Genomic DNA, 26,039 nt, shown 5'->3' on the forward strand with positions numbered 1-26,039 from the left:
GGGCGCGAGCGAATGATTTGAGTATATAATCAGCCTGAAAAAGACCGGTGATGATGGATCTAAACCGGGTATGCGTTCAGCTTCAGTGGAGAACCCCGTTGCGCGTCAGCCGTTCACTTACAATTAAACAGATGGCGATGGTCGCGAGCGTGTCCATGGCGTTTGTATTGGTCTTCTGCTCTATTTTGCTGTTCCACTTTGTACAGCAGAGTCGCTTTACCACGGCCACGCAATTAGAAAGCATCGCGCGTTCCGTTCGCGAACCGCTGTCAGCGGCTATCCTCAAAGCCGATATCCCTGATGCGGAAGCCATTCTGAGCCGCATTCAGCCTGCTGGCATCGTCAGCCGGGCGGATGTGGTATTACCGAATCAATTCCAGGCGCTGCGGATGCGCTTTATCCCCGAGCGCCCGGTGCCGGTCATGATCACCCGCATGTTTGAGCTGCCGGTGCAGATTTCATTACCGATCTATTCCCTTGAACGACCGGCTAACCCGCAGCCGCTGGCCTATCTGGTGCTCCAGGCCGACTCGTATCGCATGTACAAATTTGTGATGAGTGCGCTGGCGACGTTAGTGACTGCTTACTTACTTCTGGTGCTGATTCTTACGGTGGCAATCACCTGGTGCATCAACCGCCTGATCGTGCGTCCGCTGCGCAAAGTCGCCCGCGAGCTTAACGATGTTCCACTGCAGGAGCGTCTGGGCCACCAGCTCACGCTGCCGCGCCTGCATCATGATGATGAAATCGGCATGCTGGTGCGCAGCTACAACCGTAACCAGCAGACCCTGCTGCGCCTGCACGATGAACTCTCATTGCAGTCGACCCGTTTCCCGGTCTCAGACCTGCCAAATAAAGCCTTTTTGATGGCGATGCTAGAGCAGACCGTTGCCCGCCCGCAGCCTTCAGCGCTACTGGTTATCGCTTGCGAAACCCTACAAGATACCGCTGGCGTGCTGAAAGAGACGCAGCGTGAAATGCTGCTGCTAACTCTGGTCGGAAAGCTGCGGGCGGTTATCCCGGCGCAGATGGTGCTAGCCCAGGTCAGCGGTTATGACTTCGCAATTCTGGCCAGCGGCATTACCGAACCCTGGCAGGCGGTGACGTTAAGTAAGCAAGTACTTACTGTCGTAAATGAGCGTTTGCCGCTGCATGGTATTCAGCTTCGCCCTTGCGCCAGCATCGGTATTGCGATGTTTAATGGCGAGATCAACGCCGAACAGCTCTATCGCCGGGCGTTTTCCGCCGCGGTGACCGCGCGGCGTAAAGGGAAAAACCAGATTGAGTTCTTCGATCCAGAGCAAATGGAAAAAGCGCAGCGCCGATTAATGGAGGAGCACGATATTCTGACGGCGCTCGATAACCAGCAGTTTGCTACCTGGCTGCAACCGCAGGTGGATACCGCCAGCGGCGAGGTGTGCGGTGCGGAAGTGCTGCTGCGTCAGCGTCAGGTGGACGGCAGTTGGTCGCTGCCGGGGGATCTGATTGAGCGTATTGAAGCCTGTGGGCTGATGGTTCCGGTCGGTTACTGGGTAATGGAAGAGGCCTGTCGGCAGCTTGCCGCCTGGCAAAATCAGGGGATCATGCTGCCGCTGTCGGTCAACGTGTCGTTGCTACAGTTACTGCACCACGATCGCGGCGCGGAGATGCTGACGCTGCTTTCGCGCTACCGTATCGCGCCGGGAACGCTGGTACTGGAAGTGACCGAGAGTCGCCGGATAGACGATCCGCAGGCGATAATCTCACTGTTACGCCCACTGCGTGAAGCCGGCGTGCGGATTGCATTGGATGATTTTGGTATGGGCTACGCGGGCCTGCGGCAGCTGCAACATATTAAATCGCTGCCAGTGGACATTCTGAAAATCGATAAAGTCTTTATCGATATGTTACCGGACGATATCAGCATGGTTCCGGCGATTATCCAGCTGGCGCGCGGCCTGAATCTGCGCATTGTCGCGGAAGGTGTCGAAAACCAGGCGCAGTATACCTGGCTGCAGGAGGCGGGCGTAGAGGCAGTTCAGGGGTATCTATTTGGCTGCGCCATGCCGCCAGACGCTTTTATGGCACGGTTTTTAAAGGCCGATGCTGAGGATGCAAATTTGTAAAAATATTGTTAGCTTGTACGAGTCAGCTCAAAAAAATTAACAATTTATTTTCGATTTGATTGCTCGTTATTTCTGAAATGTTTCATGGGTGTTATTTTTAAGCCACAGACGCGATATCCACTCTTTGTCTGTGGTTTTTCCCAAAGGACACCTATGAAAATCTCTTTCTTTAAAAGCCTTTATGTTCAGGTTTTATCGGCCATCGCTATCGGTATTCTGCTGGGCCACTTCTACCCGGAACTGGGCGCGCAGATGAAACCCCTCGGCGATGCCTTCGTTAAACTAATTAAAATGATTATTGCACCGGTTATCTTCTGTACCGTAGTGACAGGGATTGCCGGGATGGAAAGTATGAAGGCGGTTGGTCGCACCGGGGCGGTTGCGCTGCTCTATTTTGAAGTCGTGAGCACCATCGCGCTGATTATCGGCCTGATTATTGTCAACGTGGTGCAACCCGGCGCGGGAATGAACGTGGACCCGGCGACCCTCGACGCGAAGGCCGTGGCGGTTTACGCCGAACAGGCGAAAGATCAGGGCATCGTGGCGTTTTTGCTCGATATTATCCCCGGCAGCGTGATCGGCGCTTTTGCCAGCGGCAACATTCTGCAGGTGCTGATGTTTGCGGTGCTGTTTGGTTTCGCACTGCACCGACTGGGCAGCAAAGGCCAGCTGATTTTCAACGTTATCGAAAGCTTCTCACAGGTCATCTTCGGCATCATCAACATGATTATGCGCCTGGCGCCAATCGGTGCTTTCGGGGCAATGGCCTTTACCATCGGTAAATATGGCGTCGGGACGCTGGTGCAGCTTGGTCAGCTGATCGTCTGCTTCTACATCACCTGTATTCTGTTTGTGGTAGTGGTACTGGGGTCGATAGCCAAAGCCACCGGCTTCAGCATCTTTAAATTTATCCGCTATATTCGTGAAGAACTGCTGATTGTGCTGGGAACCTCTTCATCTGAGTCAGCGTTGCCGCGCATGCTCGATAAGATGGAAAAACTCGGCTGCCGTAAGTCGGTGGTGGGGTTGGTTATTCCAACGGGCTACTCATTTAACCTCGATGGCACCTCCATTTATCTGACGATGGCGGCAGTATTTATCGCTCAGGCAACCAACAGCCACATGGATATTTTCCATCAGATAACCCTGCTGGTGGTGCTGCTGCTCTCATCGAAAGGTGCGGCGGGCGTGACGGGCAGCGGATTTATCGTCCTCGCGGCGACAATTTCCGCCGTCGGCCATTTGCCAGTAGCCGGTCTGGCGTTAATCCTCGGTATCGACCGCTTTATGTCCGAGGCGCGTGCGCTGACTAACCTTGTGGGTAACGGCGTGGCAACTATCGTGGTCGCTAAATGGGTAAAAGAGCTGGACTCCAAACAGCTGGATGATGTCCTGAATAACCGTACTCCAGCGAGCAAATCGCACGAATTATCCTCATAAATCCACCTGTTAGGCCCGTTGTCCCTTGCTGGACTCCGGGCTCCTGCGCATAATTAGGGGTCGCTGCCGCTTGCACGGTGGTGACCCTTATGATTTTTTAACGTCTACATGCGACATTTTCATCTCCGCGTGGTCTAAACGACGTACTTAACTCACCACATTTTTTCGGCGGCCCGCCTGTGGGCTGCTGTTGTAACCAGGATTGTTCATCAGGGGTTCACATGCAGGGCACAAAAATTCGACTCTTAACCGGTGGTTTGCTGATGATAGCGGCGGTCGGTTATGTGCAGGCAGAAGCGCTCCAGCCGGACCCGGCCTGGCAACAGGGGACACTTGCGAATGGGTTTCAGTGGCAGGTTTTAGCCACCCCGCAGCGTCCCAGCGATCGTATCGAAGTTCGCCTGTCCGTGAATATTGGCTCGCTGAGCGAAAGCACTCAGCAGAGCGGCTTTAGCCACTTTATCCCGCGTCTTGCACTGACGCAAAGCGGTAGCCTCCCGACCATGCAGGCGCGTTCTTTGTGGCAGCAGAGTATTGACCCTAAGCGTCCTCTGCCGCCCGCCATCGTTTCTTATGACTACAGTTTGTTTAATCTGAGCTTACCGAATAACCGCAATGATCTGCTGAAAGAAGCGCTGAGCTGGCTGGCGAACGCTAGCGGTAAAATGTCGATCACCCCGGAAACGGTCAACCACGCGCTACAGGGCGAAGACATGGTGGTGACCTGGCCTGCTGATACCAAAGAAGGCTGGTGGCGCTATCGGCTGAAAGGCTCGACGATGTTGGGGCACGATCCAGCGGCACCGTTGAAACAACCGGTCGATATCGCTCAGCTCAAAGATTTCTATCAAAAATGGTATACCCCGGACGCCATGACCCTGATTGTGGTCGGCAACGTGGACAGCCGCAGCGTCGCGGAACAGATCAACAAAACCTTTGGCGGCCTGAAGGGCAAGCGCGAAACGCCAGTAGCGGTTCCGACGTTATCCCCGCTGCCGACAACGCCGGTCAGCATCATGACCGATGCGGTGCGCCAGGATAAGCTGTCGCTGATGTGGGATACGCCGTGGCAGCCTATTCGTGAATCGGCAGCGCTCCAGCGTTATTGGCGCGACGATCTTGCGCGTGAAGCGCTGTTCTGGCACGTACAGCAGAATCTGAGCAAGAGTAATATCAAGGATATCGGCCTGGGCTTTGATTGTCGTGTCCTCTACCAACGTGCGCAGTGTGCGATCAATATCGAATCGCCGGGTGAGCGCCTGAACGCCAACTTGACGACCGTGGCGCGTGAGCTGGCGAAAGTGCGCGATAACGGCCTGCCGCAGGATGAGTTTGATGCTCTGATTGCGCAGAAAAACCTTGAGCTACAGAAGCTATTCGCCACCTATGCGCGTACTGATACGTATATCCTGATTAGCCAGCGGATGCGTTCGTTGCAAAACCAGGTGGTGGATATTGCTCCCGAGCAGTATCAGAAGCTGCGCCAGGAGTTCCTGAACTCGCTGACGGTCGATATGCTCAATCAGTATCTGCGCCAGCAACTGTCACAGGATATGGCGTTGGTGTTGCAGCAGCCGCAGGGCGAGCCGGAGTACAACATGAAGGATTTGCAGGCGACGTGGGAAAAACTGATGATGCCTGCGCCAACGGCGGCGACCAGCAGCGCCAGCGATGTTGTGGAAGGGCGTAACGAAGTCACTGATATTCCGCCAGGACAGTAAAGAAAAACCGGATAGCAATGCTATCCGGTAAGCTGATGGCAAATCTGTTTTGGGTATTGCGCCGGGTGTTTTTCCCCGGAGGCGATGCTGCGCATCAGTCCGGGCTACAAAACAACTGGCTTCCACACGGCTATGAACCTGTAGGCCGGGCAAGGCACTAGCCGCCGCCCGGCAACAATACGAGCACAGTTTGTAATACTACTGCGGCATCGCTTCGCGCGGGATAACCGCGCCGCGATACTGAATCACCGTGCTGGCGGTCAGGTGTCCGCGTTTTGCCGCAGACTCTGCATCGCCGCCGGTCAGGCGCACGGCCAGATAGCCCGCGCTGAATGAATCGCCAGCAGCGGTCGTATCAACCACTTTCTCTTTCGGCAGCTTCACGGCCGGGATTTCCAGCTGCGGTTGACCGACAATTGCCACCAGGCAAGAGTCAGCGCCGCGTTTAACCACCACTTCTTCAACGCCAGCGGCGTGAGTGCGGGCGATCACTTCTTCGACCGGCTTCTCTCCCCACAGCGCATCTTCGTCGTCGAGAGTCAGGAACGCGATATCAGTACAGGTCAGCATCTGCTGATAAACCTGCTGCGTCTCTTCTTTGCTGCTCCACAAGCGCGGGCGATAGTTATTATCAAAAATCACCTTGCCGCCGTTTGCGCGGCATTCGCGCAGCAGCGTTAGCAGCTTCTCGCGACTGGTCGGGCTAAGGATAGCCAGGCTGATACCGCTAAGGTAAAGGTAATCAAACGTCGCCAGCTCTTCGCAGATAGCCGCAGACTGCTCGCTCTCCAGCCAAAATTTCGCCGCTGCTTCGTTACGCCAGTAGTAAAAGGTGCGCTCACCGGTGTCGTCGGTTTCGATGTAATACAGGCCCGGCAAACGGTCAGCCATACGCTGTATCAGGTCCGTCTGGACGTTTTCGGCCTGCCAGGACTCCAGCATCTGCTGGCTAAAAGTATCCGTCCCCAGCGCGGTGACGTAATGCACACCCAGCACGCTGGCGTCGGTCTGACGGGCAATATAGACGGAGGTATTTAAGGTATCGCCGCCAAAGCCACGGTTTACTGCCGCGCCTTTCTCTGACAGCTCAATCATGCATTCGCCAATGACGGCAATTTTCTTAGACATAGTGAGGACCTGAAATTAAATCAATATTAACCCTAGTGTGCGCTGGGCCGCTTTTATGGTCAATGATATTAAAACAACGTTCCATTATTTTTTTGACATAACGCGGATTATGTGACGAAAACCTCATTTGGCGGAGCACCTGGCGTTTCTCAACTATATTCAGGACTGACATGTTGCAAAAGGAGTGCAAAGGGGATGAGCAGAACCCGTAAAACCGTTGCGATTATCTCGGGAACGATAGTCTTACTGATCGTTGTGTTTCTCATCGTGCTGGCGACCTTTGACTGGAATCGCCTGAAGCCGACGATTAACCAGAAGGTTTCCGCTGAACTGAACCGACCGTTTGCCATTCGCGGCGATCTGGGCGTGGTCTGGGAGCGCCAGCCTGGCGAAAGCGGCTGGCGTAGCTGGGTTCCCTGGCCGCACGTTCACGCCGAAGATATCGTCCTCGGCAACCCGCCAGACATCCCGCAGGTGACGATGGTACATCTGCCGCGAGTTGAAGCGACCCTCGCGCCGTTGGCGTTGCTCAGCAAGACGGTCTATTTACCGTGGATCAAGCTGGAGCAGCCGGACGCGCGGTTGATTCGATTGTCGGAGAAAGCGAATAACTGGACATTTGATCTCGCCTCGAACGATGCGGCGAATAAAAACGCGCCGCCTTCCAGCTGGTCTTTCCGCCTCGACAATATTCTTTTCGACCGCGGCAAGATTGCTATTGACGATAAAGTGACCCGCGCCGACGTCACGATTATGGTCGACCCGCTGGGTAAACCGCTGGCGTTTAGTGAGGTGACCGGTGAAAAGGGCAAGGGCGAGTCGCAAAAAGTCGGCGATTACGTCTTCGGCCTGCAGGCGAAAGGTAGCTATAACGGGCAGCCGCTCACCGGAACGGGAAAAATCGGCGGCATGCTGGCGCTGCGCAGTGAAGGGACGCCGTTCCCGCTGCAGGGCGATTTTCGTTCCGGCAATTCCCGGGTAGCGTTCACCGGTACGGTTAACGATCCGCTTAACCTCGGGGGGGTTGATCTACGGCTGAAATTTTCCGGCGATTCGCTGGGCGATCTCTACGACCTGACCGGCGTTCTGCTGCCGGATACGCCCGCTTTCTCAACCGATGGGCATCTGCGGGCCACTTTCAAGGATAAGAGCGGTTCACGTTTTGCCTATCAGGATTTTAATGGCCGCATCGGCGAGAGCGATATTCACGGTTCTCTGACCTACACCACCGGTAAACCCCGGCCTAAGCTCGAAGGCGATCTGGAGTCCCGACAGCTAAGATTGGCTGATTTAGGCCCGCTGATCGGCGTCGATTCCGGGGGGAAAGGAAGTAAAACGGAACAACGTAAAGGCGAAGCCTCGCCGCAGCCCGCCGGGAAAGTGTTGCCATATGACCGTTTTGAAACCGACAAATGGCAGGTAATGGATGCGGATGTGCGCTTTAAAGGGCGCAAGATTGAGCACGGCGGTACACTGCCGATTAGCGATCTCTCCACCCACGTGATCCTTGAACGAGGCGACCTGCGCCTGCAACCGCTGCGTCTTGGCCTCGCCAACGGCACCATTGCGGGCAGTATTCATCTGCAAGGAGATAAAAAGCCGCTACAGGGCACGGCGAATCTACAGGCGCGGCGTCTGAAGCTGAAAGCGCTGATGCCAAACGTGGAGATGATGCAGAAAACCCTCGGTGAGATGAATGGCGATATCCAGCTTCGTGGGACCGGTAATTCCGTCGCCGCGCTGCTGGGCAACAGTAACGGTAATTTGAAGCTGTTGATGAACGACGGGCTGATTAGCCGCAACCTGATGGAAATTCTTGGCCTGAACGTCGGCAACTTTATTATTGGGCAGATCTTTGGCGATGACGAAGTGCGGGTGAACTGTGCGGCGGCGAATATCGATGTGACCAACGGCGTCGCCCGGCCACAGGTGTTTGCCTTTGATACAGAAAATGCGCTGATCAACGTGACCGGTACCGCCAGCTTTGCCTCGGAGCAGCTGGACCTGACTATCGATCCGGAGAGTAAGGGCTTTCGCATTATCACTCTGCGTTCGCCGCTGTATGTGCGCGGTAGCTTTAAATCACCGAATGCGGGTGTGAAGGCGGGACCGTTGATTGTGCGCGGTGCGGTGGCGGCAGCGTTGGCGACGTTAGTCACTCCGGCCGCAGCATTACTGGCGTTGATATCGCCTGCAGAGGGGGATGAGAATCAGTGTCGGGCGATTTTATCGCAGATGAAAAAATAAGGATGGGGATTCGCCCTCGGCTGCACTAAGCCGGGGGCGAAGTCAGCGCGTTACAGCGATTGATGGCGCGTTTCGTGAGTGAGCAGCAGCGCAATCATCGTCAGCGCCGCCATTGCGGCCAGGTAGAGCCCAACCGCAGGCAGACCGTAGTTGCCCTGCAGCCAGGCTGCGATATACGGCGCCACGGAAGCCCCGAGGATCGACGAGACGTTATACGAGAACGATGCGCCGGTATAGCGAACTTCGGTCGGGAACAATTCCGGCAGCAGCGCGCCCATCGGGCCGAAGGTCAGCCCCATCAGGCTCAGGCCAAGCAGCAGGAAGGCAAAGACCAGCACTGGATTGCCGGAGCCGAGCAGCGGTTTAAAGGCAAACAGCGCGAAGAGGATGATCAGCGTGGTGATAACGACCATGCTCTTACGGCGACCAAATGCATCTGCCAGCAGACCAGCAATCGGCACCATCACGCCGAAACCAATCACTGCCATCATTAGCATCCACAGCACTTCGTTGCGCGGCAGACCGAGGCCAATCGGCGCGGCGGCGGTGCTGAAGGTCATGGAGTAGACGGTCATAATGTAAAACAGCGTATAGGTCGCCAGCATGATGAATGTGCCGAGAACGGTCACGCGGACGTGCTTCGTCAGCAGAGTGCCTAACGGGATTTTCACCTGTTTCTTGGCGGCGGCGACTTTAGCGAACACCGGCGACTCGTGCAGCGAAACGCGGACATACAGGCCGATGATCACCAGCACGGCGGAGAAGATAAACGGCATACGCCAGCCCCATTCCATAAACTGCTGGTCGGTCAGCAGCCAGGAGAGCAGCAGGAAGGTGCCGTTAGCGAAGAAGAAGCCGATGGGCGCACCCAGTTGCGGGAAAGAGCCGTACAGCGCGCGCTTGCGCGGTGGGGCGTTTTCCGTAGCCAGCAGCGCCGCGCCGCCCCACTCACCGCCAAGGCCGAGGCCCTGACCGAAGCGCGCCAGCGCCAGCAGTACCGGGGCCATAATGCCAATGGTTTCATAGCCCGGCAGCAGGCCGATAACCACGGTAGAGATCCCCATCGTTAGCAGCGAGGCCACCAGCGTCGCTTTACGGCCTACGCGGTCGCCAAAGTGACCAAATACCGCGGAACCAATAGGACGGGCAATAAAGGCGATCGCGAAGGTCGCCAGCGATTGTAGCGTCGCGGCAGCGGGGTCGCCCTGCGGGAAGAAAATGTGCGGAAATACAATAACCGCCGCGGTGGCATAAATATAGAAGTCGAAGAACTCAATGGCGGTACCGATGAGTGAGGCGACGACGACTTTATTGCGTGAGTTAACCGGTACGGTTTCCTGCGCGTTGTCGAGTGTTGTGGCTGTGGCTTGCATAGATCTTTCTTATTTTTTGCGAACGAAAGGCCATATAGCCACAGCCTTGGGGACATTTCAATCTGTAACAAGTCGCGAGATAGCCTAAAAAAGAGGCAAAAAGTGAATAATTTCTGCACCAGAAGAATAAGTTCTATGAAATGTTTCACATAATTAAAATAATGGTTGATAAAACCAGATTTAGGTTAAATAAAAGTTACATGTTGGATTTATCTGCTGAAATGATGGGTTGGGCTGAATTTTGCGACTTAATTCAGCCCAATGATTGCTCAATCGTGGGTTTTACCCGGCATTCGGCGGTCATCTTTATACTCGGCGGTGGCAATCCATGCGGCGCAGAAAAGCGTCAACCGGGCGAAGAAATAGAAGAAGGCCATTATCCCCAGTACCGAGCCAAACGCCGCGCCGGAAGGGGATTTCACTAGCGCAGGTAGCGTCCAGGTCATGATGATTTTGATTATCTCAAAGCCAATAGCCGCAATCAGGGTACCGCGAATCAGGGCCTTGCGGCGGGGACGATGGCGCGGGAGCCGCCAAAATATCCAGAAAAATAATAGATAGTTGGCGAAAATGGATATCGCCAGGCCAATCAGCCGCCATGCTGGTTTCAGCCACTCAATGCTATCGAGATAGAGCGCCGAAATAATCATTTGCTGGGCCGAGCCTGCGACTGAGGTGATTGATAAGGTAATCACCAGCGCAACCAGCAGGCCTACTAGCGAGATAAGATCGCGGAAGTATTTTACCCAAATCTTCTCCTGATCTTGTGGTGTGCGTTCCCAGACGTCGCGCGACTGGGCGCGAATCGCTTCGCGCAGGTTGCCCATCCAGTTAATCCCGGAGTAGAGCGCCACCAGCAGGCCGACGATACCGACGGTGGTACGCTGCTGCACGGCGGTGCTGATGGTATTTTTCAGCGTTGCCGCCAGCATCGGGTCGCTAACGTTGAGCAGGATTTTATCGAAAATATCCTGTAGCAGCGTGGGGTGCGAGGCCAGAACAAAACCAGCGGCTGCGAAAGAGACCATCAGAATGGGGATCATCGATAAAAACGAGAAGTAGGTGATTGCCGCGCCAAACTGATTGCCAAGCCGGTCGTTGAAGCGTTCAGCTGCGCGGATCAGATGCGCAATAATGGGGTTGCGCTGAACTTTTTCTGCTGTCCCGGTGACGCTTTTCAGCGCCTGATTGGCTTTTTTGGCGACGCTGGAGTCGTTGATCGCAGCGAGGGTGCTTTTGTTTTTTTCCGGCTGTTGGCCCAGATCCTGGGTCGGGCGTTGAGCGTCGTTTTCCGGCGTCATAAGTTATTTCATCCTTCATCTTTACAGCGGTATTCATCAAAATTATATACGTAAAATCGCTGATGAGGCGTTGAAGGGGCAACGGGGCATGAATCATTCGGATTAATCAACATAGTTTTTCATCAGTCCGCCCAGCCACTCCATAAACAGATGCACCCGGCGTGAAAGATGACGCCGGTGCGGGTAGAGCAACGAAACTGGCAGCGGTTCGGCGCGATAGTGGGGCAGAATTTCAATCAGCTCACCGGTGCGCAGCATCTCGCGAACGCCGGTACGTGGCACCTGAATAATCCCCAGTCCTGCCAGACACGATGCCTGATAAGTCTCGGTACTATTGACGGTGAGCACGCCGCCAGTTTTGACCCAGCGAACCACGCCGTCGCTGACCACTTCAAACCCCAGCGGGCGAACTCCCAGGTTGCTGGCGTAGTGGATCAACGCATGATCGGCCAGATCGTCGAGCGATTGCGGGTAGCCGAATCGCGTCAGATACTGCGGGCTGGCGCAGTTGATTTGCGTTAATTTCCCCAGCGGACGAGCGATGAGACCGGAGTCTTTCAGCGTGCCGACGCGCACCACACAGTCAAATCCTTCACGAACCACATCAACCAGCCGATCGCTGCTGCTCAGTTCCAGTTCGATACCGGGGTACTGTTGCAAAAATCCCGGTAGTTGCGGAATGACCAGCCTTTTAGCCAGACTTACCGGCATATCTACCCGCAGGCGTCCGCTGATGCTGGAGGGGTCAAGCTGGAACATGCCGTCCAGTTCGTCGAGGTTGCTAAGCAGATCCCTTGCGCGTTCGTAATAGACCATACCGTCCTGAGTGAGCTGCACCCGGCGGGTCGTGCGGTGCAGCAGGCGAGTGCCAAGGTGGCTCTCCAGCGCCTGAATCTGACGCGATACGCTACCTTTAGGCAGGCCGAGGGTATCGGCGGCGCGAGAAAAACTCTCCAGTTCAGCTACCCGAATAAACAACTGCATTGCGTGAATTTTATCCATCCCGGAAGCCTATTGTTGTTTATATTGAAACAGTAAAACGTAATCTAGCGTATTTATTGTATTTATTGCATCTAATAAGCTCTTCAGCCATACAAACACAATGGTGAAGGGGTTTTCTGATGACACAACGTATTGCTTTAGTGACCGGCGGCAGCCGTGGATTGGGAAAAAATGCCGCGCTGAAGCTGGCAGCGAAGGGAACCGATATTATTCTGACTTACCACAGCAACTCGCAGGCGGCGCTGGAAGTTGTCGCAGAAATTGAGCGAACAGGCGTGAAAGCTGCGGCATTACCTTTAAACGTCGGTGATGTTAGCAGTTTTGAAAGCTTTGCTCAGAAGGTGGCGGAATTACTTCAGCAGCGCTGGCAGCGCGACACCTTCGACTATTTATTGAACAATGCCGGTATCGGTCTGAACGTTGCTTTTGCGCAGACCAGCGAAGCCCAGTTTGATGAGCTGATGAACATCCAGTTTAAGGGACCGTTTTTCCTCACCCAGCGCCTGCTGCCGTTATTGCAGGATGGGGGGCGTATTCTTAATGTTTCCAGTGGGCTGGCGCGTTTTGCTCTGCCAGGCTATGCGGCTTATGCCTCAATGAAGGGGGCGATGGAAGTGCTGACACGCTATCAGGCAAAAGAACTCGGAGCGCGGGGAATATCGGTCAATATCATCGCTCCAGGCGCGATTGAAACCGATTTTGGCGGCGGCGTGGTGCGGGATAATGCGCAGGTCAACCAGCATATCGCCGCGCAAACGGCGCTGGGAAGAGTCGGTCTGCCGGATGATATCGGCGATGCCATTGCCGCGTTGCTGAGTGACGATCTTCACTGGATGAACGCCCAGCGGGTGGAAGTCTCCGGCGGTATGCTCTTATAATCAGTCTGCCCTCCAGCGCGCTGGGGGGCGGCATTTGATGCGCTTTCTTATTCCGTAACATTCTTTCCGCACTTTGCCATCGCTCGCATTGTCGGGTTGGTTTAGAATCCATGAATTAATATTACTAATATATCACTTCACCCATCTAATTAAGGATTTCCTTAATTTAAATGTAATAAATATTGTGAATGCGTAATGGTGACGATAAGGCATGTAACCATTCATTGTTATGATATTTCATTAATCCCCTCCATCGGTAAAATGCCCCAGGCCAAACAGCGAGTTCTTATTTTATCTTGCTGATATTACCCTTCCCCCCCTCATTTTATCGGGCGTTTTTTCGATGGAGATAAATCCATGCAGGTAATCATGTTTGACAGGCAGTCGATATTTATTCATGGAATGAAAATTGGCCTTCAGCAACACATTCCTGAAATTGATATTTTTGGTACCTGTCAGGCAGAGCAACTCTGGCAGAAGCTGACGGCGCATCCGGAAGCTCTGCTGATTCTGGATGGCGATATGCACAGTGAATTTTGCTGCTGGTTGTTACAGGAAAAACAGCTACGCTTTCCGCAAACTCAGGTGCTGCTGATTGTTTCTGATGATAGCAAGAGCTGGCTGCAGCGCGTGCTCTCCTACAATGTGCGCGCGATTGTTCAGCGCGAAGAGAGTCTGCAAACTTTTGCCCAGGCGATTAACAGCATCCTGCTTGGGCTGCTTTGTTTGCCTGGTGATTGGTTAATGACCGCAGAAACCCGGGATAATAAATTGGTTCATTTGAGCCATCGTCAGCGTGAGATTCTCCAGTTGCTGGCTGCGGGAGATTCGAATAAAGAGATTAGCCGGGCTTTAAATATTAGCGCCGGTACAGTAAAGGCTCATCTTGAGTCGTTGTATCGCCGACTGGATGTGAAAAATCGTACTCAGGCGGCGATGGTGTTTAATGGCGTCAGCGAAACTTAATCTACTGCAACGGAAAATCTTACACACTCTTCTTGTCGTTGCTGATGGCCGCTGCGGATATTTCTCCACACGGCCAGCGCTTGTGCAAATCGCTGCTGGTTGAGGTGAGTCAAAATAGTATTGAGTGTGGGAGACGACGGGCCACAGCTAAAGGCTAAAGAGACCAGCGCATCGTATTGTGATTGATTGAGCTGAATTTTGAGGTTCCGCTGGAGTTCCCGTTGGCATTGCAGGAGATCCACGATAAGTAAAGTATCCGCGACCTCCCGCGTAAAGTGACTGAAGATTTCATAGTCATTGAGAACATGGCCGTAGCCAATCACGCGCAGGCCGTTCTCATCCCAATAGGGGTCGAGCGCTAATCCTTGAACTTGTTTAATAAAGTTCAGACCCTGCGGGCTTAGCAACGGTTTCAGTGGGGACATTTGGGCTTCCTCTGTTTCTGGCCTGCAGTGTAGAGGAAAAGTTGATCACTCCCTATTCGCCAGATGGCCCAGGCTGGTTGTAATCGTGACGCAGCAGGCCAAATAGCCAGTCATTATGCCAACGACCGTTGAGCCAATAACATTCGCGTAGCTCGCCTTCCTGCCGAAATCCAACCTTCTGTAGCAAGCTTTTTGACGCCTGATTGCCCGCGGTGACGGTTGCGGTGAGCCGCCTGATGCCGCCTGCGGAGAAGGCGTAATCGCACAGCGCGCGCAGGGATTCATAGCCGTAACCTTTGCCCTGCGCCTGGGGAGCAAACAGAAAGCCTACTTCGGCGCTATCGTTTGTGTGGTGATGGTATCCGGTGAAGCCAAGGGGCGAGTGAGTCTGTCGATCGCGTACCACCAGGCACAGCCAGTGGGCAGCGCCGGGCGACCATACAGGCAGGCGTGAATCAAAAATCTCGCGAATTTCAGCCACTGAACGAGCATCGGAGACGTAAAGCATCACCTGAGCGTCTTGTTGCAGAGAGAGAAAAAGCGGCCAGTCATCGAGCTGCAGCGGTGAGCAGCGCAGGCGTGGAGTAAGGAGTTCAGGCATGATAAGGCTTCCGGCGAAAGTCGATGTCAAGAACATAGCAGGACATCGACTCCGGGAATAGTGACCGGCTACGAAGGTTCGCCGTACAGACCGATTAACCGCCGCACCACGCCGTTGGTCCAGCCGAAGCCATCCTGGAGCGGATATTCCCCGCCGCCGCCCTCATGCGGCGTGGCGCTGGCAATATGGTACTTTTCAATCAGCTTATGGTGCCGTTTGTAGTAATGGTTCACCGTTTGCAGCCAGCTTTGGGCAATCTCGTCACCCAGCGGGTCCTGACCGTACATTTTAAAACCCTGCACCGCCATCCACTGAAGCGGCGCCCAGCCGTTGGGTTTATCCCACTGCTCGCCGCTTTCATACTCGGTCGCCATGATGCCGCCGGGAGTCAGCAGGCGTGCGCGTACCGCATCGGCGAGCTGGTCAGCTTGTTCATGGGTCGCCATGCCGACGTACAGCGCAACGATGCTGGCGGCAGAGAAGAGCGCCAACTGCTCGCGACGCCAGTCGTAATCGCGAAAGCAGCCGCTCTCGTCGTCCCATAGGTAGCGGGTGACTGCCGCCCGGCGGTCATTGGCCTTCTGGCGAAAAGCTGCTTCCGTCTCGCGATCGCCCTTCAGGCCAGAAAGATTGGCGATGGTGTTTTCCAGCTTGAACAGCAAGGCGTTCAAATCAATGGGGATAAACTGAGTGGTGCGGATGCTCGCCAGTCGGGTAACATCGCGCAGCCAGCGGCTGGAGTAATCCCAGCCGGATTCCGCCCCGGCCCGCAGGTCGCGGTAAACCTCGTTCGGCGGTCGCCCGGAGCGTTTTGCTGTTTCCACATCTTCACGCCAGGATTCGTCGCGCGGCGTATCGCGATCGTCCCAGTAGCGGTTCAGCAGCGAGCCGTCCGGCATGCGCACCACGTGGCGATAGGCCTGGTTAGGTATCAGCGATTCCGCGCCGTCCATCCAGAAGCGATATTCCATTTGCAGATGGTCAAGATAACGTTTTGCGCCGCGCACGCCATCCTCCTCGAACAGTTCGACCATCAGCGCGAAGACCGGCGGCTGCGAGCGGCTGAGATAGTAGGTGCGGTTGCCGTTAGGGATATGGCCATACATTTCAATCATCCACGCGAAGTTGTCGGCCATGCATTTCAGCAAATCTTCCCGGCCGCTTTCCGCCAGCCCCAACATGGTGAAGTAGGAGTCCCAGTAATAGGTTTCGCTGAAACGCCCGCCGGGTACGATGTAGGACTGGGGTAACGCCAGCAGTGATGACCAGGGAATATGATCCTGCGGTTCGCGGGTGAGGATCGGCCACAGATTATCGATATGCTCTTTAAGCGATCGCTTGGGATCGGAGACATAATCCTCGGCGCGGTCGTCCGGCAGCCAGAAGTGTTCTTCAACGAACTGGCGTAAATCAAAGTCGGGCGTGCGTCTCACGCGACGATAGTGGATCAAGATATCCAGCGGATCCTGCTTCGGCGCGCAGTCAGGGAAGGTTTTGCTATCGATGAAAATACGTGATTTTTGCACGTGGGCGAACAGTTCCAGATAGCGGTCCGCCGGGGTCAGGGCGTCCGAGGCGGGCAGCCCTTCGATGATCTCCGGTTCAGGTTCGGCGTCGAACATTTCATCCAGTTTTAACTCATACGGATCGGCTTCGTAGCACAGATCGTTTTCGATCCTCAACTCGTCGTCATCAACGTTGCGTAATTTCTGGCTGAACATAGTTATGCGGGCCTCCGGATTGCGTCTGTAGAGGATGCCGGGCGCGCCCGACCTATCTATTAAGCGTAGACATTCGCAGCGGGATGCGGGAGGTAAAGTGTGCGGTAGATCACGATTTTCGCTGAGCAGTGGCAACCAGCTATAACTTTAATTATCTGATTTTATGCATTAAAAATATTTAATCGCTCCGATTTCACGAGAGAAATTCGGAGCAATCGTTTTGCAACAAAATCTAAATTCTTTTTGCCTGGAACAGCGAAAGATTATTCCCACGCGGCTTCCAGCATCTCCAGCAGCTGTTCGCTGGTCAGCATCACCGGGTTAGCCTTCATCGATGATGAGCTGCTGGCGGCGAGCGCCGCAGGCTCCAGGGCGTCGCGCGGTACGCCGAGATCGTGCAGATTGCCCAGACCCGCGCGCTGGCTCCACTCTCGCAGGCTCTCCCAGGCGTTGCTCGGCTCAACATCCAGCCCGGCGGCCAGCCATTGCCGCACCTCAGCAAAGCGTTGTTTGATTTTCTCATCGCTAATCTGCGCTTCATTCAGCGCCAGGCCGAAGGGTAGCAGGCTGCCGCAAAGCGCGCCGTGGGCGGCATTGCTTAGGCCGCCCAGCGGACCAGCCAGGCCGTGGATCACGCCGAGTCCGGCATTGGCCAGCGCCAGACCGCCGCACAGGCTGACCCACGCCATCTCGTCGCGGCTATCCGGGCACTCTTTTTCCATTAGCGTTTTGAGGGCCTTAATGCCGCGCGGGATCGTCTCCCGGCACAGCGCATCGGTAAAGGGATTGGTACGGGTGCAGAGGTATGGCTCGATCACCTGGGTGATGGCGTCGAGGCCGGAAGCTAACGTCACTGCTCGCGGTGCGTTGTCAGTGAGCGATGGGTCAACAATCGCCAGGTCCGGCAGCATACGATCGTCGCGCAGGCTCACTTTACGCTGCTGTTCGGGGACGTTAATCACCGCATTTTTCGTCACCTCCGCTCCTGTGCCAGCGGTTGTGGGGATAGCGACGAACGGTAGCGGGTTAGCCTCTAACACGCGCCCGGTACCAACCACCTCCAGATACTCGAGAGCCGCTCCCTGAGCCGGAACCAGCGCCGCAATCGCTTTGCCTGCGTCAATCACCGCGCCGCCACCGAGACTGACCACCGCCCCGATGCCCTTTTCCCGCGCCAGGCGAACGCCCTGTTCAATATCCTGTAAGCAAGGTTCATGGGCGATAGATAGAGTGGTGACGTCAAGCTGATGCGCGCGCAGTTCCGCCAGCAAAAACTCAGCGCGTTGCAGGCTGGCGCCGTGAACCAGCAGTATCTGCGCGGAATGCCCGGCGAGCCAGGGGGCTGCGCTACGAGCAAGGCCGCGTCCAAAGCGGATATTGCCCGGTGTTAAAACGTTAAAAGGGGTCAACATGTCGGGTACCTGTTCTGGAGAAAAATCCTGCAATCCACTATACACATTATCCAGATGTACACGTGTTGCGGTTGGAGTATTGTGAAACAACCATCTCTTTTGATTGCGGAATTGCTGACAATGATAAAAATACTGGGCAAGCGCTCATCAATTAACGTGCGTAAAGTGCTGTGGACCTGTGAAGAGGCAGGGCTGGATTATCAGCAGGAAGATTATGGGAGTGGGTTCCAGTCAATCGAGACGCCTGAGTTTCGTGCCCTTAACCCGAATAGCCTGGTGCCGGTGCTGCTGGATGATGACTTTGTTTTGTGGGAGTCGAACAGTATTTGCCGCTACCTGGCGCGTAAAGCGGGGCGGGAAGACCTGCTCCCCAGCGCACCGCAGGCTGCCGCTGAGGTTGAGCACTGGATGGACTGGCAGGCGACGGAGTTTAACAATGCCTGGCGCTACGCTTTTATGGGGCTGGTGCGCAAGGATCCACGCTTTCAGGACCCGGCGGCGATTAAAGAGAGTATTGCCGCCTGGACCCGCTGCGTGCAGATCGTTAATGCGCAGCTTCAGCAGACCAGAGCATGGGTCACCGGTAGCCAGTTTACCCTCGCGGATATTGTCCTTGGCCTGTCGGTGCATCGCTGGAAAATGACGCCGTTCGCCCATCCGGAAATGGCGGAAGTCGAGCGCTGGTATATGGCGCTGAATCAGCGTTCGGCGTTTAAGCGCCATGGGAATAATGGCGTGGCGTAAATATAAAAAAGAAGCTCCAGGGAGCTTCTTTTTATCGACCAATGAGTGCCTTACCTTAGCGCATCGTCACAAATTCTTCCGATGCCGTCGGGTGAATCGCCACGGTATTATCGAAGTCTTTCTTAGTCGCGCCCATTTTCAGCGCCACCGCGAAGCCTTGCAGCATTTCGTCCATACCAAAACCGATGCCGTGAATACCGACAATCTTCTCTTCCGGGCCAACGCAGACCAGCTTCATGCGGCACGGCTGGCGGTGCGAGGTCACCGCGGTGTACATGGCGGTGAAAGAGGATTTATACACCTTCACTGCGTCATCACCGTACTGCTCGCGCGCCTGCGGCTCGGTTAAGCCGACGGTGCCGATAGGCGGATGGCTGAAGACCACGGTCGGGATGTTGCTGTAGTCCAGATGCTCGTCCGGCTTGTTGTTAAATAAGCGCTCGGAGAGACGACGACCGGCGGCAACCGCCACTGGGGTCAGCTCAACGGCACCGGTATTATCGCCAACGGCGTAAATGCCAGAAACGTTGGTATTCTGGAATTTATCGACGACGATATAGCCTTTATCGTTGGTTTTCACACCTGTAACGGCGAGGTTGAAGTTATCGTTTGCCGGTTCGCGACCAATCGCCCAAATCAGGCAGTCGACGGTCTGGCTGCGGCCATCTTCCAGCTCCAGGGTCAGGCTGCCATCGGCATTCTTGACCACCGCTTTCGGAATGGCGTTGGTGTGCAGCTGCGGGCCTTCGGCGTTCATCACTTCGACCAGCGTCTCGACGATCAGCGGATCAAAGCTGCGCAGCGGCGCGTGTTTACGCACAAACAGGTGAGTTTGTGCGCCCAGGCCATTAATCACGCCCGCCAGCTCAACGGCGATATAGCCTGCGCCAACCACCGCAACACGTTTCGGCAGCGCCGGCAGTTCGAAGAAGCCATCGGAATCGATGCCGTACTCGACGCCCGGAATATTCGGATGACTCGGACGGCCACCGGTGGCGATCAGGATATGATCGGCAGTGATCGTTTCACCATTCACTTCCACGGTTTTCGCATCGACAAAGCGCGCGAAGCCCTTAATCACATCGACTTTGTTTTTACCCAGCACGTTATCGTAAGAGGTGTGGATACGGTCGATATAGGCGCTACGGCTGGCGATCAGTTTGTCCCAGTCGAAGTTATTGATGGTGGCATCAAAGCCGTAATCCGGGCCATACAGATGGATTGCTTCGCGGATCTGCGCCGCATGCCACATGACTTTCTTCGGCACGCAGCCGACGTTCACGCAGGTGCCGCCCAGGTCTTTGGCTTCAATCAGCGCGCACTTCTGTCCATACATTGCCGCACGGTTGATGGAGGCGATGCCGCCGCTGCCGCCGCCGATAGCGATGTAGTCATAATGTTTGGTCATGGCTCTGGTCCTTATTATTGAATGGCCGCGATTGTAGCGCGAGGCGTAAAAGGTTCCACCGATGGTTGCGATTACTCTGGCACGATCCAACTGACCGTTGCGTGGCCGATACCGTTCGGTACCAGTTTCTTATGCAGCCACGGCAGCACGTTGTTCATCTGCTGCTCCAGCTTCCACGGTGGGTTGATGACGATCATCCCGGAGGCGGTCATGCCGCGCTGATCGCTGTCCGGGCGTACCGCCAGCTCAATTTGCAGAATTTTGCGAATGCCGGTGGCTTCTAACTCTTTGATCATGCGCTTAATCTGTGCTCGCAGCACCACCGGATACCACAGCGCGTAGGTACCGGTCGCAAAGCGCTTGTAGCCTTCATGAATACCGGTCACTACCGCCTGGTAGTCGCTTTTGATTTCGTAAGGCGGGTCGATAAGCACTAGCCCACGGCGAGAAACGGGCGGCAGCTTAGATTTAAGTTGCTGGTAGCCATCGGCTTTTTCCACGCGGGCGCGGTCGTCTTTCTGAAACTCGGAGCGCAGCAGCGGGAAATCGCTCGGGTGCAGCTCGGTCATCTGTAGGCTGTCATGCTCGCGCAGCAGCTGACGGGCAATCAGTGGGGAGCCCGGGTAGTAGCGCAATTGACCGCTGCGGTTGAAATGCTGGACGACGGAGATATACGGCTCCAGCTCGGCGGGCAGGTCATCCTGCTGCCAGATGCGGGCGATACCTTCAAGATATTCACCAGTACGCTCGGCGTGCTCGCCGCTCAGCTGATAGCGGCCTGCACCGGCGTGGGTATCCAGATAGAGAAACGGTTTTTCTTTCTCTTTGAGCGATTCAATGATCAGACTCTGAACGGTGTGTTTAAGGACGTCGGCGTGGTTGCCTGCGTGAAAGCTGTGGCGATAACTGAGCATGGATGTGGTGATTCCGGGAAGTAAACAAGATAACCGATAGTTTACCGCAGATCCGCCTGGATTACCGCCTCCGGCACCGGGCTGTTTCAATTACGAAAACATAACCGTGGCATAAAAACGTCAAGCAGAGGGGCTAGCGCCTTTCCCGGAGGCGGTGCTGCGCATCTGTTCGGGCTACAGGCCCGTGCGCTTTTCTGTCATTGCCCGGCGGCGCTTCGCTTGCGTGAGCCTACGGAGAACTCATAACCTGATGATATTGTGTGTTTTGTAGGCCGGGTAAGGCGCTAGCCGTCACCCGGCAAAAATACGGGCACTGTGTCTAAAACGGGTTTGTCATCAGTCTCAAGCGGGTCCTGAGACCCGCTTACTGGCTTACTTGTAGACGTCCGCGTTCGCGTGAACCGTTTTCTCGTTCTTCTCGCCTGCAATCACCACAAAATAGGTGCCGCCCAGCTCATCCGCTTTTTTCGACAGATCTTGTCTTGCATCCATCGGAGAGGTTGTTTTTGACGTCGTAATCGTACCAATTTTGGTCAGATTCAGTTTAGCCAACTCATCTTTTTGAATTTCCTTGGCAGCGAACGCGCCGAAGGACAGTGAACCAATCACCAGAGATGCAACAATACCTGTAACAAGTTTCATAGCCTCTACTCTCCATTAGGTTGTTTTTTTTAGGTCGCGGAGGCGACATGAAATAGTCAACCGCCGCAACAACCTAAGTATTGTCGGGCCCTGCGTTTTTACCATGTCCCGCTAAAAATATTTCCTGACCTGAGTCTTTAGCGCCACCAGCGTGGCGCAAAATTCCTGCGGATGAGAGATAAACGGCGCGTGGGCGGCTTTATCGAAGATGATGGATTGGCTCTGTGGCCACAACGCGTCGAGAACCGGCACGATTTTTCGCGGCACCAGACCATCCAGCCGACCGTACAGACGTAAAAACGGCAGCGTTAGCGCCGTCAGCGGCTGGCGTAAATCGGCGGTTTTGAGGATCTCCAGCCCGCCGTTTAGCACTTCTGGCGCAGGCATAGGCAGCGACAGCACCGTCTTCTTCAGCGCTCTGGCATCCTGGCGGGCGCTCTCGGTTCCCATGGTTTGCAGCGCCAGAAAACGCTCGACGGTGCGCTGAAAATCTTCACTCAGTTGCTGTTGAAAACCGCTCAGCACGTCGGGTTTGATTCCCGGCCAGCTATCGTGAGCGCTAAAACAGGGAGAAGAGGCGACGGTGACCAGCGCCTGCACGCGGTCGGGGTGAGTTAACGCAACCTGACTTGCCACCAGCCCGCCGAGGCTCCAGCCCAGCCAGATAGCGTGCTCTGGTGCTTTGGCGAGCACCTGCTGCGCCATCTCCTGGAGCGACAGAGCGCCAAAGTCGCCGCTGCGGCCATAGCCCGGAAGGTCGACGAGGTGCAGCGTGAAATGCGAGGCCAGTTCCGGCGTGATGCAATCCCACACTTGCGCATTCAGCCCCCATCCGTGCAGCAGCACAAGATGACAATTTCCTTCGCCCGTGGTTTGCCACCAGATCTCTTTCATCGGTTACTGTTCTCTTTCCATCAAGTATGAGGGGAAATATGCTAACAGCACACAGCTTATGCTGGCTATGCCAAATGCCGCTGGCCATCGCCCGCTGGGGGATCTGCTCGCGATGCGCTGCATCGTTGCTGGCGTCTGAGCCGCTCTGTCCTCAGTGTGGGCTACCTGCTCAGGCAGGCCTGCTGCCGTGCGGTCGCTGCCTGCAAAAACCGCCGCCGTGGCAGCGGCTGGTGGCGGTGAATGACTATCGATCGCCGCTGAGCGGGATGATTCACCAGCTGAAATTCAGCAAACGACCAGAGCTAGCTCCGGCGCTGGCGCGTCTTCTGCTGTTGCGTATTCATCAGAGCAGGGGGCTTCCCAAACCAGATAGAATTATCAGCGTGCCGCTCTGGCAGCGTCGTCAGTGGAGGCGGGGTTTTAATCAGAGCGATCTGCTGTGCCGCCCGCTGGCGCGTTGGATGGGCTGTGCCTGGCGTAGCGATGCGCTCACTCGCCAGCGTCGTACCGCCACCCAGCATCAGCTCAGCGCCAGATTGCGCAAACAGAACCTGAAAAACGCCTTTCAGCTTGAATTGTCGGTACGGGGTCACCATATCGCCATTGTGGATGATGTCGTCACAACCGGAAGCACCGTCGCCGAGATATCCCGCCTGCTTTTGCGAAACGGCGCCGCGACGGTTCAGGTATGGTGTATATGCCGTACCTTGTAGACCCCTGCTGATGGGCGTATTATAACCAAGTAAAATAGTCAACTATTAGGCCAACGCTATGATCCGTATTTCCGATGCTGCACAAGCGCACTTTGCCAAACTGCTGGTAAATCAGGAAGAAGGGACACAAATTCGCGTATTTGTGATCAATCCCGGTACCCCAAACGCTGAGTGCGGCGTTTCCTACTGCCCACCGGATGCGGTGGAAGACACCGATACTGCGCTGAAGTTTGAGCAACTGACCGCTTATGTCGATGAGCTTAGCGCGCCGTACCTCGACGACGCTGAAATCGATTTTGTTACCGACCAGTTAGGCTCTCAGCTGACGCTGAAAGCGCCAAACGCCAAGATGCGCAAGGTTTCAGACGATGCCCCGCTGATGGAGCGCGTCGAATACCTGCTGCAATCGCAGATTAACCCGCAGCTGGCCGGTCACGGCGGGCGCGTCACGCTGATGGAAATCACCGACGATGGCCTGGCGATCCTGCAATTCGGCGGCGGCTGTAATGGCTGTTCGATGGTCGATGTAACCCTGAAAGAAGGGATCGAGAAGCAGATGCTGAACGAATTCCCGGAACTGAAAGGCGTACGCGATCTGACCGAACACCAGCGCGGCGAGCACTCCTACTATTAATTCCCCCGCCCGGCAGTATTTGCGCTGTCGGGCTACTCTTCTCAGTTACCGCACAACATTCCCCGCTAAGCAACCCGGCAAAAACCCGGGAAAGAGTATGACTTAAGTCTCATATTTGAAATTTTCACTGCTTAGGTGATTCTCAAACTTATCATGTTACCCGTATCATTCGTTTCAGGCGCCACAGATTAAAAAATAGCCAGCTATCCTTTCTCTGGGTAAGGATAAAGCTAGCATTTACGGCGCCGGACATTTTTTGTTCCGGTCGGAACGGATGAAGTCAATGTTGAAACTATGACGTTACCCATAACAAATTAAGGCCAGGTAAATCATGCCATTAGTCATCGTTGCTATCGGGGTTGCCCTGTTATTGTTGCTGATGATCCGTTTCAAAATGAACGGTTTTATCGCTCTGGTTCTGGTGGCGCTTGCCGTCGGGCTCATGCAGGGTATGCCGCTGGATAAAGTTATCGTCTCCATCAAGAACGGCGTTGGCGGAACCCTCGGCAGCCTCGCGCTGATCATGGGCTTCGGCGCTATGCTCGGTAAAATGCTGGCGGACTGCGGCGGTGCGCAGCGTATCGCCACCACGCTAATTGACAAATTTGGTAAACAACACATCCAATGGGCAGTCGTGCTAACCGGTTTTACCGTCGGCTTCGCGCTGTTCTATGAAGTGGGTTTCGTGTTGATGCTGCCGCTGGTCTTTACCATCGCTGCGTCCGCCCGCATCCCGCTGCTATACGTCGGTGTACCGATGGCGGCCGCGCTTTCCGTTACCCACGGCTTCCTGCCTCCGCACCCGGGTCCGACGGCGATTGCCACCATTTTCCATGCCGATATGGGTAAAACCCTGCTGTTCGGTACGATTCTGGCGATCCCGACCGTGATTTTGGCCGGTCCGGTTTACGCACGCTTCCTGAAAGGCATCGATAAGCCGATTCCGGAAGGCCTGCATAACCCGAAAACGTTCACTGAAGAAGAGATGCCGGGTTTTGGCGTCAGCGTCTGGACTTCTCTGGTGCCGGTTATTCTGATGGCGATGCGTGCGGTAGCCGAGATGGTGCTGCCGAAAGGTCATGCTTTCCTGCCGGTTGCTGAGTTCTTTGGCGACCCGGTGATGGCAACGCTGATTGCGGTGCTGATCGCGCTGTTCACCTTTGGCCTCAACCGCGGCCGTTCGATGGACCAGATCAACGAAACGCTGACCTCTTCTATCAAAATTATTGCCATGATGCTGCTGATCATCGGCGGCGGCGGTGCCTTCAAACAGGTGCTGGTCGATAGCGGGATGGACAAATACATCGCCTCTATTATGCATGAATCCAATATGTCTCCGCTGTTTATGGCCTGGTCGATTGCTGCGGTACTGCGTATTGCGCTGGGTTCGGCGACCGTTGCCGCTATTACCGCAGGCGGTATTGCTGCACCGTTGATCGCGACTACCGGCGTGAGTCCTGAACTGATGGTTATCGCCGTTGGTTCCGGTAGCGTTATCTTCTCTCACGTCAACGATCCGGGCTTCTGGCTGTTTAAAGAGTACTTCAACCTGACTATCGGCGAGACCATCAGGTCGTGGTCGGTGCTGGAAACCATTATCTCCGTGTGCGGTCTGATTGGCTGCCTGCTGTTGGGGATGGTGGTGTAAGCAGAGCGTCGGTATAAAACGGGCCGGGTAGCAGCGATGCTGACCCGGCTTTTTTATGCGCAATAGCCACAACGGCCAGGCTTATCGCAGTAATACCCGGTTCTGCGCAGCGCCTGACATTG

General features: G+C 55.2%; 22 protein-coding genes. 10 read left to right on the forward strand and 12 right to left on the reverse strand.

Annotated elements, in window-relative coordinates; translation table 11 throughout:
• Positions 1-98: 98 nt before the first annotated feature.
• The 3 genes from hmsP to HV213_RS01435 all read left to right on the forward strand — a co-directional run bounded on the left by hmsP (position 99) and on the right by HV213_RS01435 (position 5,266).
• Positions 99-2,105: a biofilm formation regulator HmsP gene (gene hmsP / locus HV213_RS01425; RefSeq protein WP_207106313.1), complete on the forward strand. Its 2,007-nt coding sequence runs from the start codon at positions 99-101 to the stop codon at positions 2,103-2,105.
• 153 nt (positions 2,106-2,258) lie between these two features.
• Positions 2,259-3,545 carry a dicarboxylate/amino acid:cation symporter gene (locus HV213_RS01430; protein ID WP_110276204.1) on the forward strand — a complete coding sequence of 429 codons (1,287 nt, stop codon included), beginning with the start codon at positions 2,259-2,261 and terminating at the stop codon, positions 3,543-3,545.
• Positions 3,546-3,766: 221 nt separating this feature from the next.
• Positions 3,767-5,266: a M16 family metallopeptidase gene (locus HV213_RS01435; protein WP_181484532.1), complete on the forward strand. Its 1,500-nt coding sequence runs from the start codon at positions 3,767-3,769 to the stop codon at positions 5,264-5,266.
• A 198-nt stretch (positions 5,267-5,464) separates the two neighbouring features.
• Here the strand turns inward: HV213_RS01435 and HV213_RS01440 are convergent, their stop codons facing one another.
• Complete coding sequence (locus HV213_RS01440) at positions 5,465-6,394, reverse strand: 2-dehydro-3-deoxygluconokinase (protein WP_181484533.1); 930 nt, start codon at positions 6,392-6,394, stop codon at positions 5,465-5,467.
• Between the two features lie 195 nt (positions 6,395-6,589).
• Between HV213_RS01440 and HV213_RS01445 the strand changes: the two genes are divergently transcribed.
• Entirely contained in the window at positions 6,590-8,641 is a 2,052-nt protein-coding gene (locus HV213_RS01445; protein WP_181484534.1) for an AsmA family protein, read from the forward strand.
• Positions 8,642-8,691: 50 nt separating this feature from the next.
• On the opposite strand, the gene HV213_RS01450 is transcribed toward HV213_RS01445, so the two are convergent.
• The 3 genes from HV213_RS01450 to HV213_RS01460 form a co-directional block, all read right to left on the reverse strand.
• Positions 8,692-10,014 carry an MFS transporter gene (locus tag HV213_RS01450; RefSeq protein WP_181484535.1) on the reverse strand — a complete coding sequence of 441 codons (1,323 nt, stop codon included), beginning with the start codon at positions 10,012-10,014 and terminating at the stop codon, positions 8,692-8,694.
• Between the two features lie 269 nt (positions 10,015-10,283).
• Complete coding sequence (gene yhjD / locus HV213_RS01455) at positions 10,284-11,315, reverse strand: inner membrane protein YhjD (RefSeq protein ID WP_181484536.1); 1,032 nt, start codon at positions 11,313-11,315, stop codon at positions 10,284-10,286.
• A 102-nt stretch (positions 11,316-11,417) separates the two neighbouring features.
• The gene (locus tag HV213_RS01460; protein WP_181484537.1) at positions 11,418-12,317 is read right to left on the reverse strand and encodes a LysR family transcriptional regulator; all 900 of its coding nucleotides are present in this window, start codon (positions 12,315-12,317) and stop codon (positions 11,418-11,420) included.
• Positions 12,318-12,436: 119 nt separating this feature from the next.
• On the opposite strand from HV213_RS01460, the gene HV213_RS01465 reads away from it, so the two are divergent.
• A complete protein-coding gene (locus HV213_RS01465) occupies positions 12,437-13,195 on the forward strand; it encodes an SDR family NAD(P)-dependent oxidoreductase (protein WP_181484538.1) in 759 nt (252 codons plus the stop codon).
• A 357-nt stretch (positions 13,196-13,552) separates the two neighbouring features.
• Complete coding sequence (locus tag HV213_RS01470) at positions 13,553-14,161, forward strand: response regulator transcription factor (RefSeq protein ID WP_181484539.1); 609 nt, start codon at positions 13,553-13,555, stop codon at positions 14,159-14,161.
• On the opposite strand, the gene HV213_RS01475 is transcribed toward HV213_RS01470, so the two are convergent.
• From HV213_RS01475 to HV213_RS01490, 4 genes are all read right to left on the reverse strand, one after another.
• Complete coding sequence (locus HV213_RS01475; protein ID WP_181484540.1) at positions 14,158-14,586, reverse strand: lysozyme; 429 nt, start codon at positions 14,584-14,586, stop codon at positions 14,158-14,160. The two genes, HV213_RS01470 and HV213_RS01475, sit on opposite strands and share 4 nt — an antisense overlap.
• Positions 14,587-14,638: 52 nt before the next feature.
• Positions 14,639-15,187 carry a GNAT family N-acetyltransferase gene (locus HV213_RS01480; RefSeq protein WP_181484541.1) on the reverse strand — a complete coding sequence of 183 codons (549 nt, stop codon included), beginning with the start codon at positions 15,185-15,187 and terminating at the stop codon, positions 14,639-14,641.
• Between the two features lie 68 nt (positions 15,188-15,255).
• Entirely contained in the window at positions 15,256-16,908 is a 1,653-nt protein-coding gene (locus tag HV213_RS01485) for an alpha,alpha-trehalase (RefSeq protein WP_181484542.1), read from the reverse strand.
• A gap of 263 nt (positions 16,909-17,171) precedes the next feature.
• Entirely contained in the window at positions 17,172-18,320 is a 1,149-nt protein-coding gene (locus tag HV213_RS01490) for an iron-containing alcohol dehydrogenase (protein ID WP_181484543.1), read from the reverse strand.
• A gap of 120 nt (positions 18,321-18,440) precedes the next feature.
• Here HV213_RS01490 and HV213_RS01495 point away from each other — a divergent pair, with 120 nt between their 5' ends.
• Positions 18,441-19,064, forward strand: a complete 624-nt coding sequence (locus tag HV213_RS01495) for a glutathione S-transferase family protein (RefSeq protein ID WP_181484544.1) — start codon at positions 18,441-18,443, stop codon at positions 19,062-19,064.
• 55 nt (positions 19,065-19,119) lie between these two features.
• Here HV213_RS01495 and gorA read toward each other — a convergent pair whose 3' ends face one another.
• The 4 genes from gorA to bioH form a co-directional block, all read right to left on the reverse strand.
• Positions 19,120-20,472 carry a glutathione-disulfide reductase gene (gorA, locus tag HV213_RS01500; RefSeq protein WP_181484545.1) on the reverse strand — a complete coding sequence of 451 codons (1,353 nt, stop codon included), beginning with the start codon at positions 20,470-20,472 and terminating at the stop codon, positions 19,120-19,122.
• Between the two features lie 71 nt (positions 20,473-20,543).
• A complete protein-coding gene (locus tag HV213_RS01505; RefSeq protein WP_110274832.1) occupies positions 20,544-21,386 on the reverse strand; it encodes a 23S rRNA (adenine(2030)-N(6))-methyltransferase RlmJ in 843 nt (280 codons plus the stop codon).
• Positions 21,387-21,758: 372 nt separating this feature from the next.
• Complete coding sequence (locus tag HV213_RS01510) at positions 21,759-22,028, reverse strand: YdgH/BhsA/McbA-like domain containing protein (protein WP_181484546.1); 270 nt, start codon at positions 22,026-22,028, stop codon at positions 21,759-21,761.
• 111 nt (positions 22,029-22,139) lie between these two features.
• Positions 22,140-22,922: a pimeloyl-ACP methyl ester esterase BioH gene (gene bioH, locus HV213_RS01515; RefSeq protein ID WP_181484547.1), complete on the reverse strand. Its 783-nt coding sequence runs from the start codon at positions 22,920-22,922 to the stop codon at positions 22,140-22,142.
• 38 nt (positions 22,923-22,960) lie between these two features.
• Between bioH and gntX the strand changes: the two genes are divergently transcribed.
• The 3 genes from gntX to gntT all read left to right on the forward strand — a co-directional run bounded on the left by gntX (position 22,961) and on the right by gntT (position 25,917).
• Positions 22,961-23,635, forward strand: coding sequence for a DNA utilization protein GntX (gntX, locus tag HV213_RS01520; protein ID WP_181484548.1), 675 nt, complete (start codon positions 22,961-22,963; stop codon positions 23,633-23,635).
• Positions 23,636-23,693: 58 nt separating this feature from the next.
• Positions 23,694-24,269 (forward strand): Fe-S biogenesis protein NfuA, encoded by a 576-nt coding sequence (gene nfuA, locus HV213_RS01525; protein WP_181484549.1) that lies wholly within the window; start codon positions 23,694-23,696, stop codon positions 24,267-24,269.
• 331 nt (positions 24,270-24,600) lie between these two features.
• Entirely contained in the window at positions 24,601-25,917 is a 1,317-nt protein-coding gene (gene gntT, locus HV213_RS01530; protein ID WP_110274838.1) for a gluconate transporter, read from the forward strand.
• Positions 25,918-26,039: the final 122 nt, after the last annotated feature.

The sequence above is a fragment of the Klebsiella sp. RHBSTW-00484 genome, assembly GCF_013705725.1.
In the GTDB taxonomy this organism is placed as follows: Bacteria; Pseudomonadota; Gammaproteobacteria; order Enterobacterales; family Enterobacteriaceae; genus Klebsiella.

Bases quoted from the DNA above. Each gene is read 5' to 3' on its own strand.
- HV213_RS01510 (WP_181484546.1), bottom strand. From the start codon at position 22,028: ATGAAACTTGTTACAGGTATTGTTGCATCTCTGGTGATTGGTTCACTG.
- gntT (WP_110274838.1), top strand. From the start codon at position 24,601: ATGCCATTAGTCATCGTTGCTATCGGGGTTGCCCTGTTATTGTTGCTG.
- yhjD (WP_181484536.1), bottom strand. From the start codon at position 11,315: ATGACGCCGGAAAACGACGCTCAACGCCCGACCCAGGATCTGGGCCAA.
- HV213_RS01505 (WP_110274832.1), bottom strand. From the start codon at position 21,386: ATGCTCAGTTATCGCCACAGCTTTCACGCAGGCAACCACGCCGACGTC.
- HV213_RS01445 (WP_181484534.1), top strand. From the start codon at position 6,590: ATGAGCAGAACCCGTAAAACCGTTGCGATTATCTCGGGAACGATAGTC.
- HV213_RS01460 (WP_181484537.1), bottom strand. From the start codon at position 12,317: ATGGATAAAATTCACGCAATGCAGTTGTTTATTCGGGTAGCTGAACTG.
- HV213_RS01435 (WP_181484532.1), top strand. From the start codon at position 3,767: ATGCAGGGCACAAAAATTCGACTCTTAACCGGTGGTTTGCTGATGATA.
- HV213_RS01490 (WP_181484543.1), bottom strand. From the start codon at position 18,320: ATGTTGACCCCTTTTAACGTTTTAACACCGGGCAATATCCGCTTTGGA.
- HV213_RS01485 (WP_181484542.1), bottom strand. From the start codon at position 16,908: ATGTTCAGCCAGAAATTACGCAACGTTGATGACGACGAGTTGAGGATC.
- gntX (WP_181484548.1), top strand. From the start codon at position 22,961: ATGCTAACAGCACACAGCTTATGCTGGCTATGCCAAATGCCGCTGGCC.
- HV213_RS01495 (WP_181484544.1), top strand. From the start codon at position 18,441: ATGATAAAAATACTGGGCAAGCGCTCATCAATTAACGTGCGTAAAGTG.
- HV213_RS01470 (WP_181484539.1), top strand. From the start codon at position 13,553: ATGCAGGTAATCATGTTTGACAGGCAGTCGATATTTATTCATGGAATG.
- bioH (WP_181484547.1), bottom strand. From the start codon at position 22,922: ATGAAAGAGATCTGGTGGCAAACCACGGGCGAAGGAAATTGTCATCTT.
- nfuA (WP_181484549.1), top strand. From the start codon at position 23,694: ATGATCCGTATTTCCGATGCTGCACAAGCGCACTTTGCCAAACTGCTG.
- HV213_RS01480 (WP_181484541.1), bottom strand. From the start codon at position 15,187: ATGCCTGAACTCCTTACTCCACGCCTGCGCTGCTCACCGCTGCAGCTC.
- gorA (WP_181484545.1), bottom strand. From the start codon at position 20,472: ATGACCAAACATTATGACTACATCGCTATCGGCGGCGGCAGCGGCGGC.
- HV213_RS01430 (WP_110276204.1), top strand. From the start codon at position 2,259: ATGAAAATCTCTTTCTTTAAAAGCCTTTATGTTCAGGTTTTATCGGCC.
- HV213_RS01440 (WP_181484533.1), bottom strand. From the start codon at position 6,394: ATGTCTAAGAAAATTGCCGTCATTGGCGAATGCATGATTGAGCTGTCA.
- HV213_RS01465 (WP_181484538.1), top strand. From the start codon at position 12,437: ATGACACAACGTATTGCTTTAGTGACCGGCGGCAGCCGTGGATTGGGA.
- HV213_RS01450 (WP_181484535.1), bottom strand. From the start codon at position 10,014: ATGCAAGCCACAGCCACAACACTCGACAACGCGCAGGAAACCGTACCG.
- HV213_RS01475 (WP_181484540.1), bottom strand. From the start codon at position 14,586: ATGTCCCCACTGAAACCGTTGCTAAGCCCGCAGGGTCTGAACTTTATT.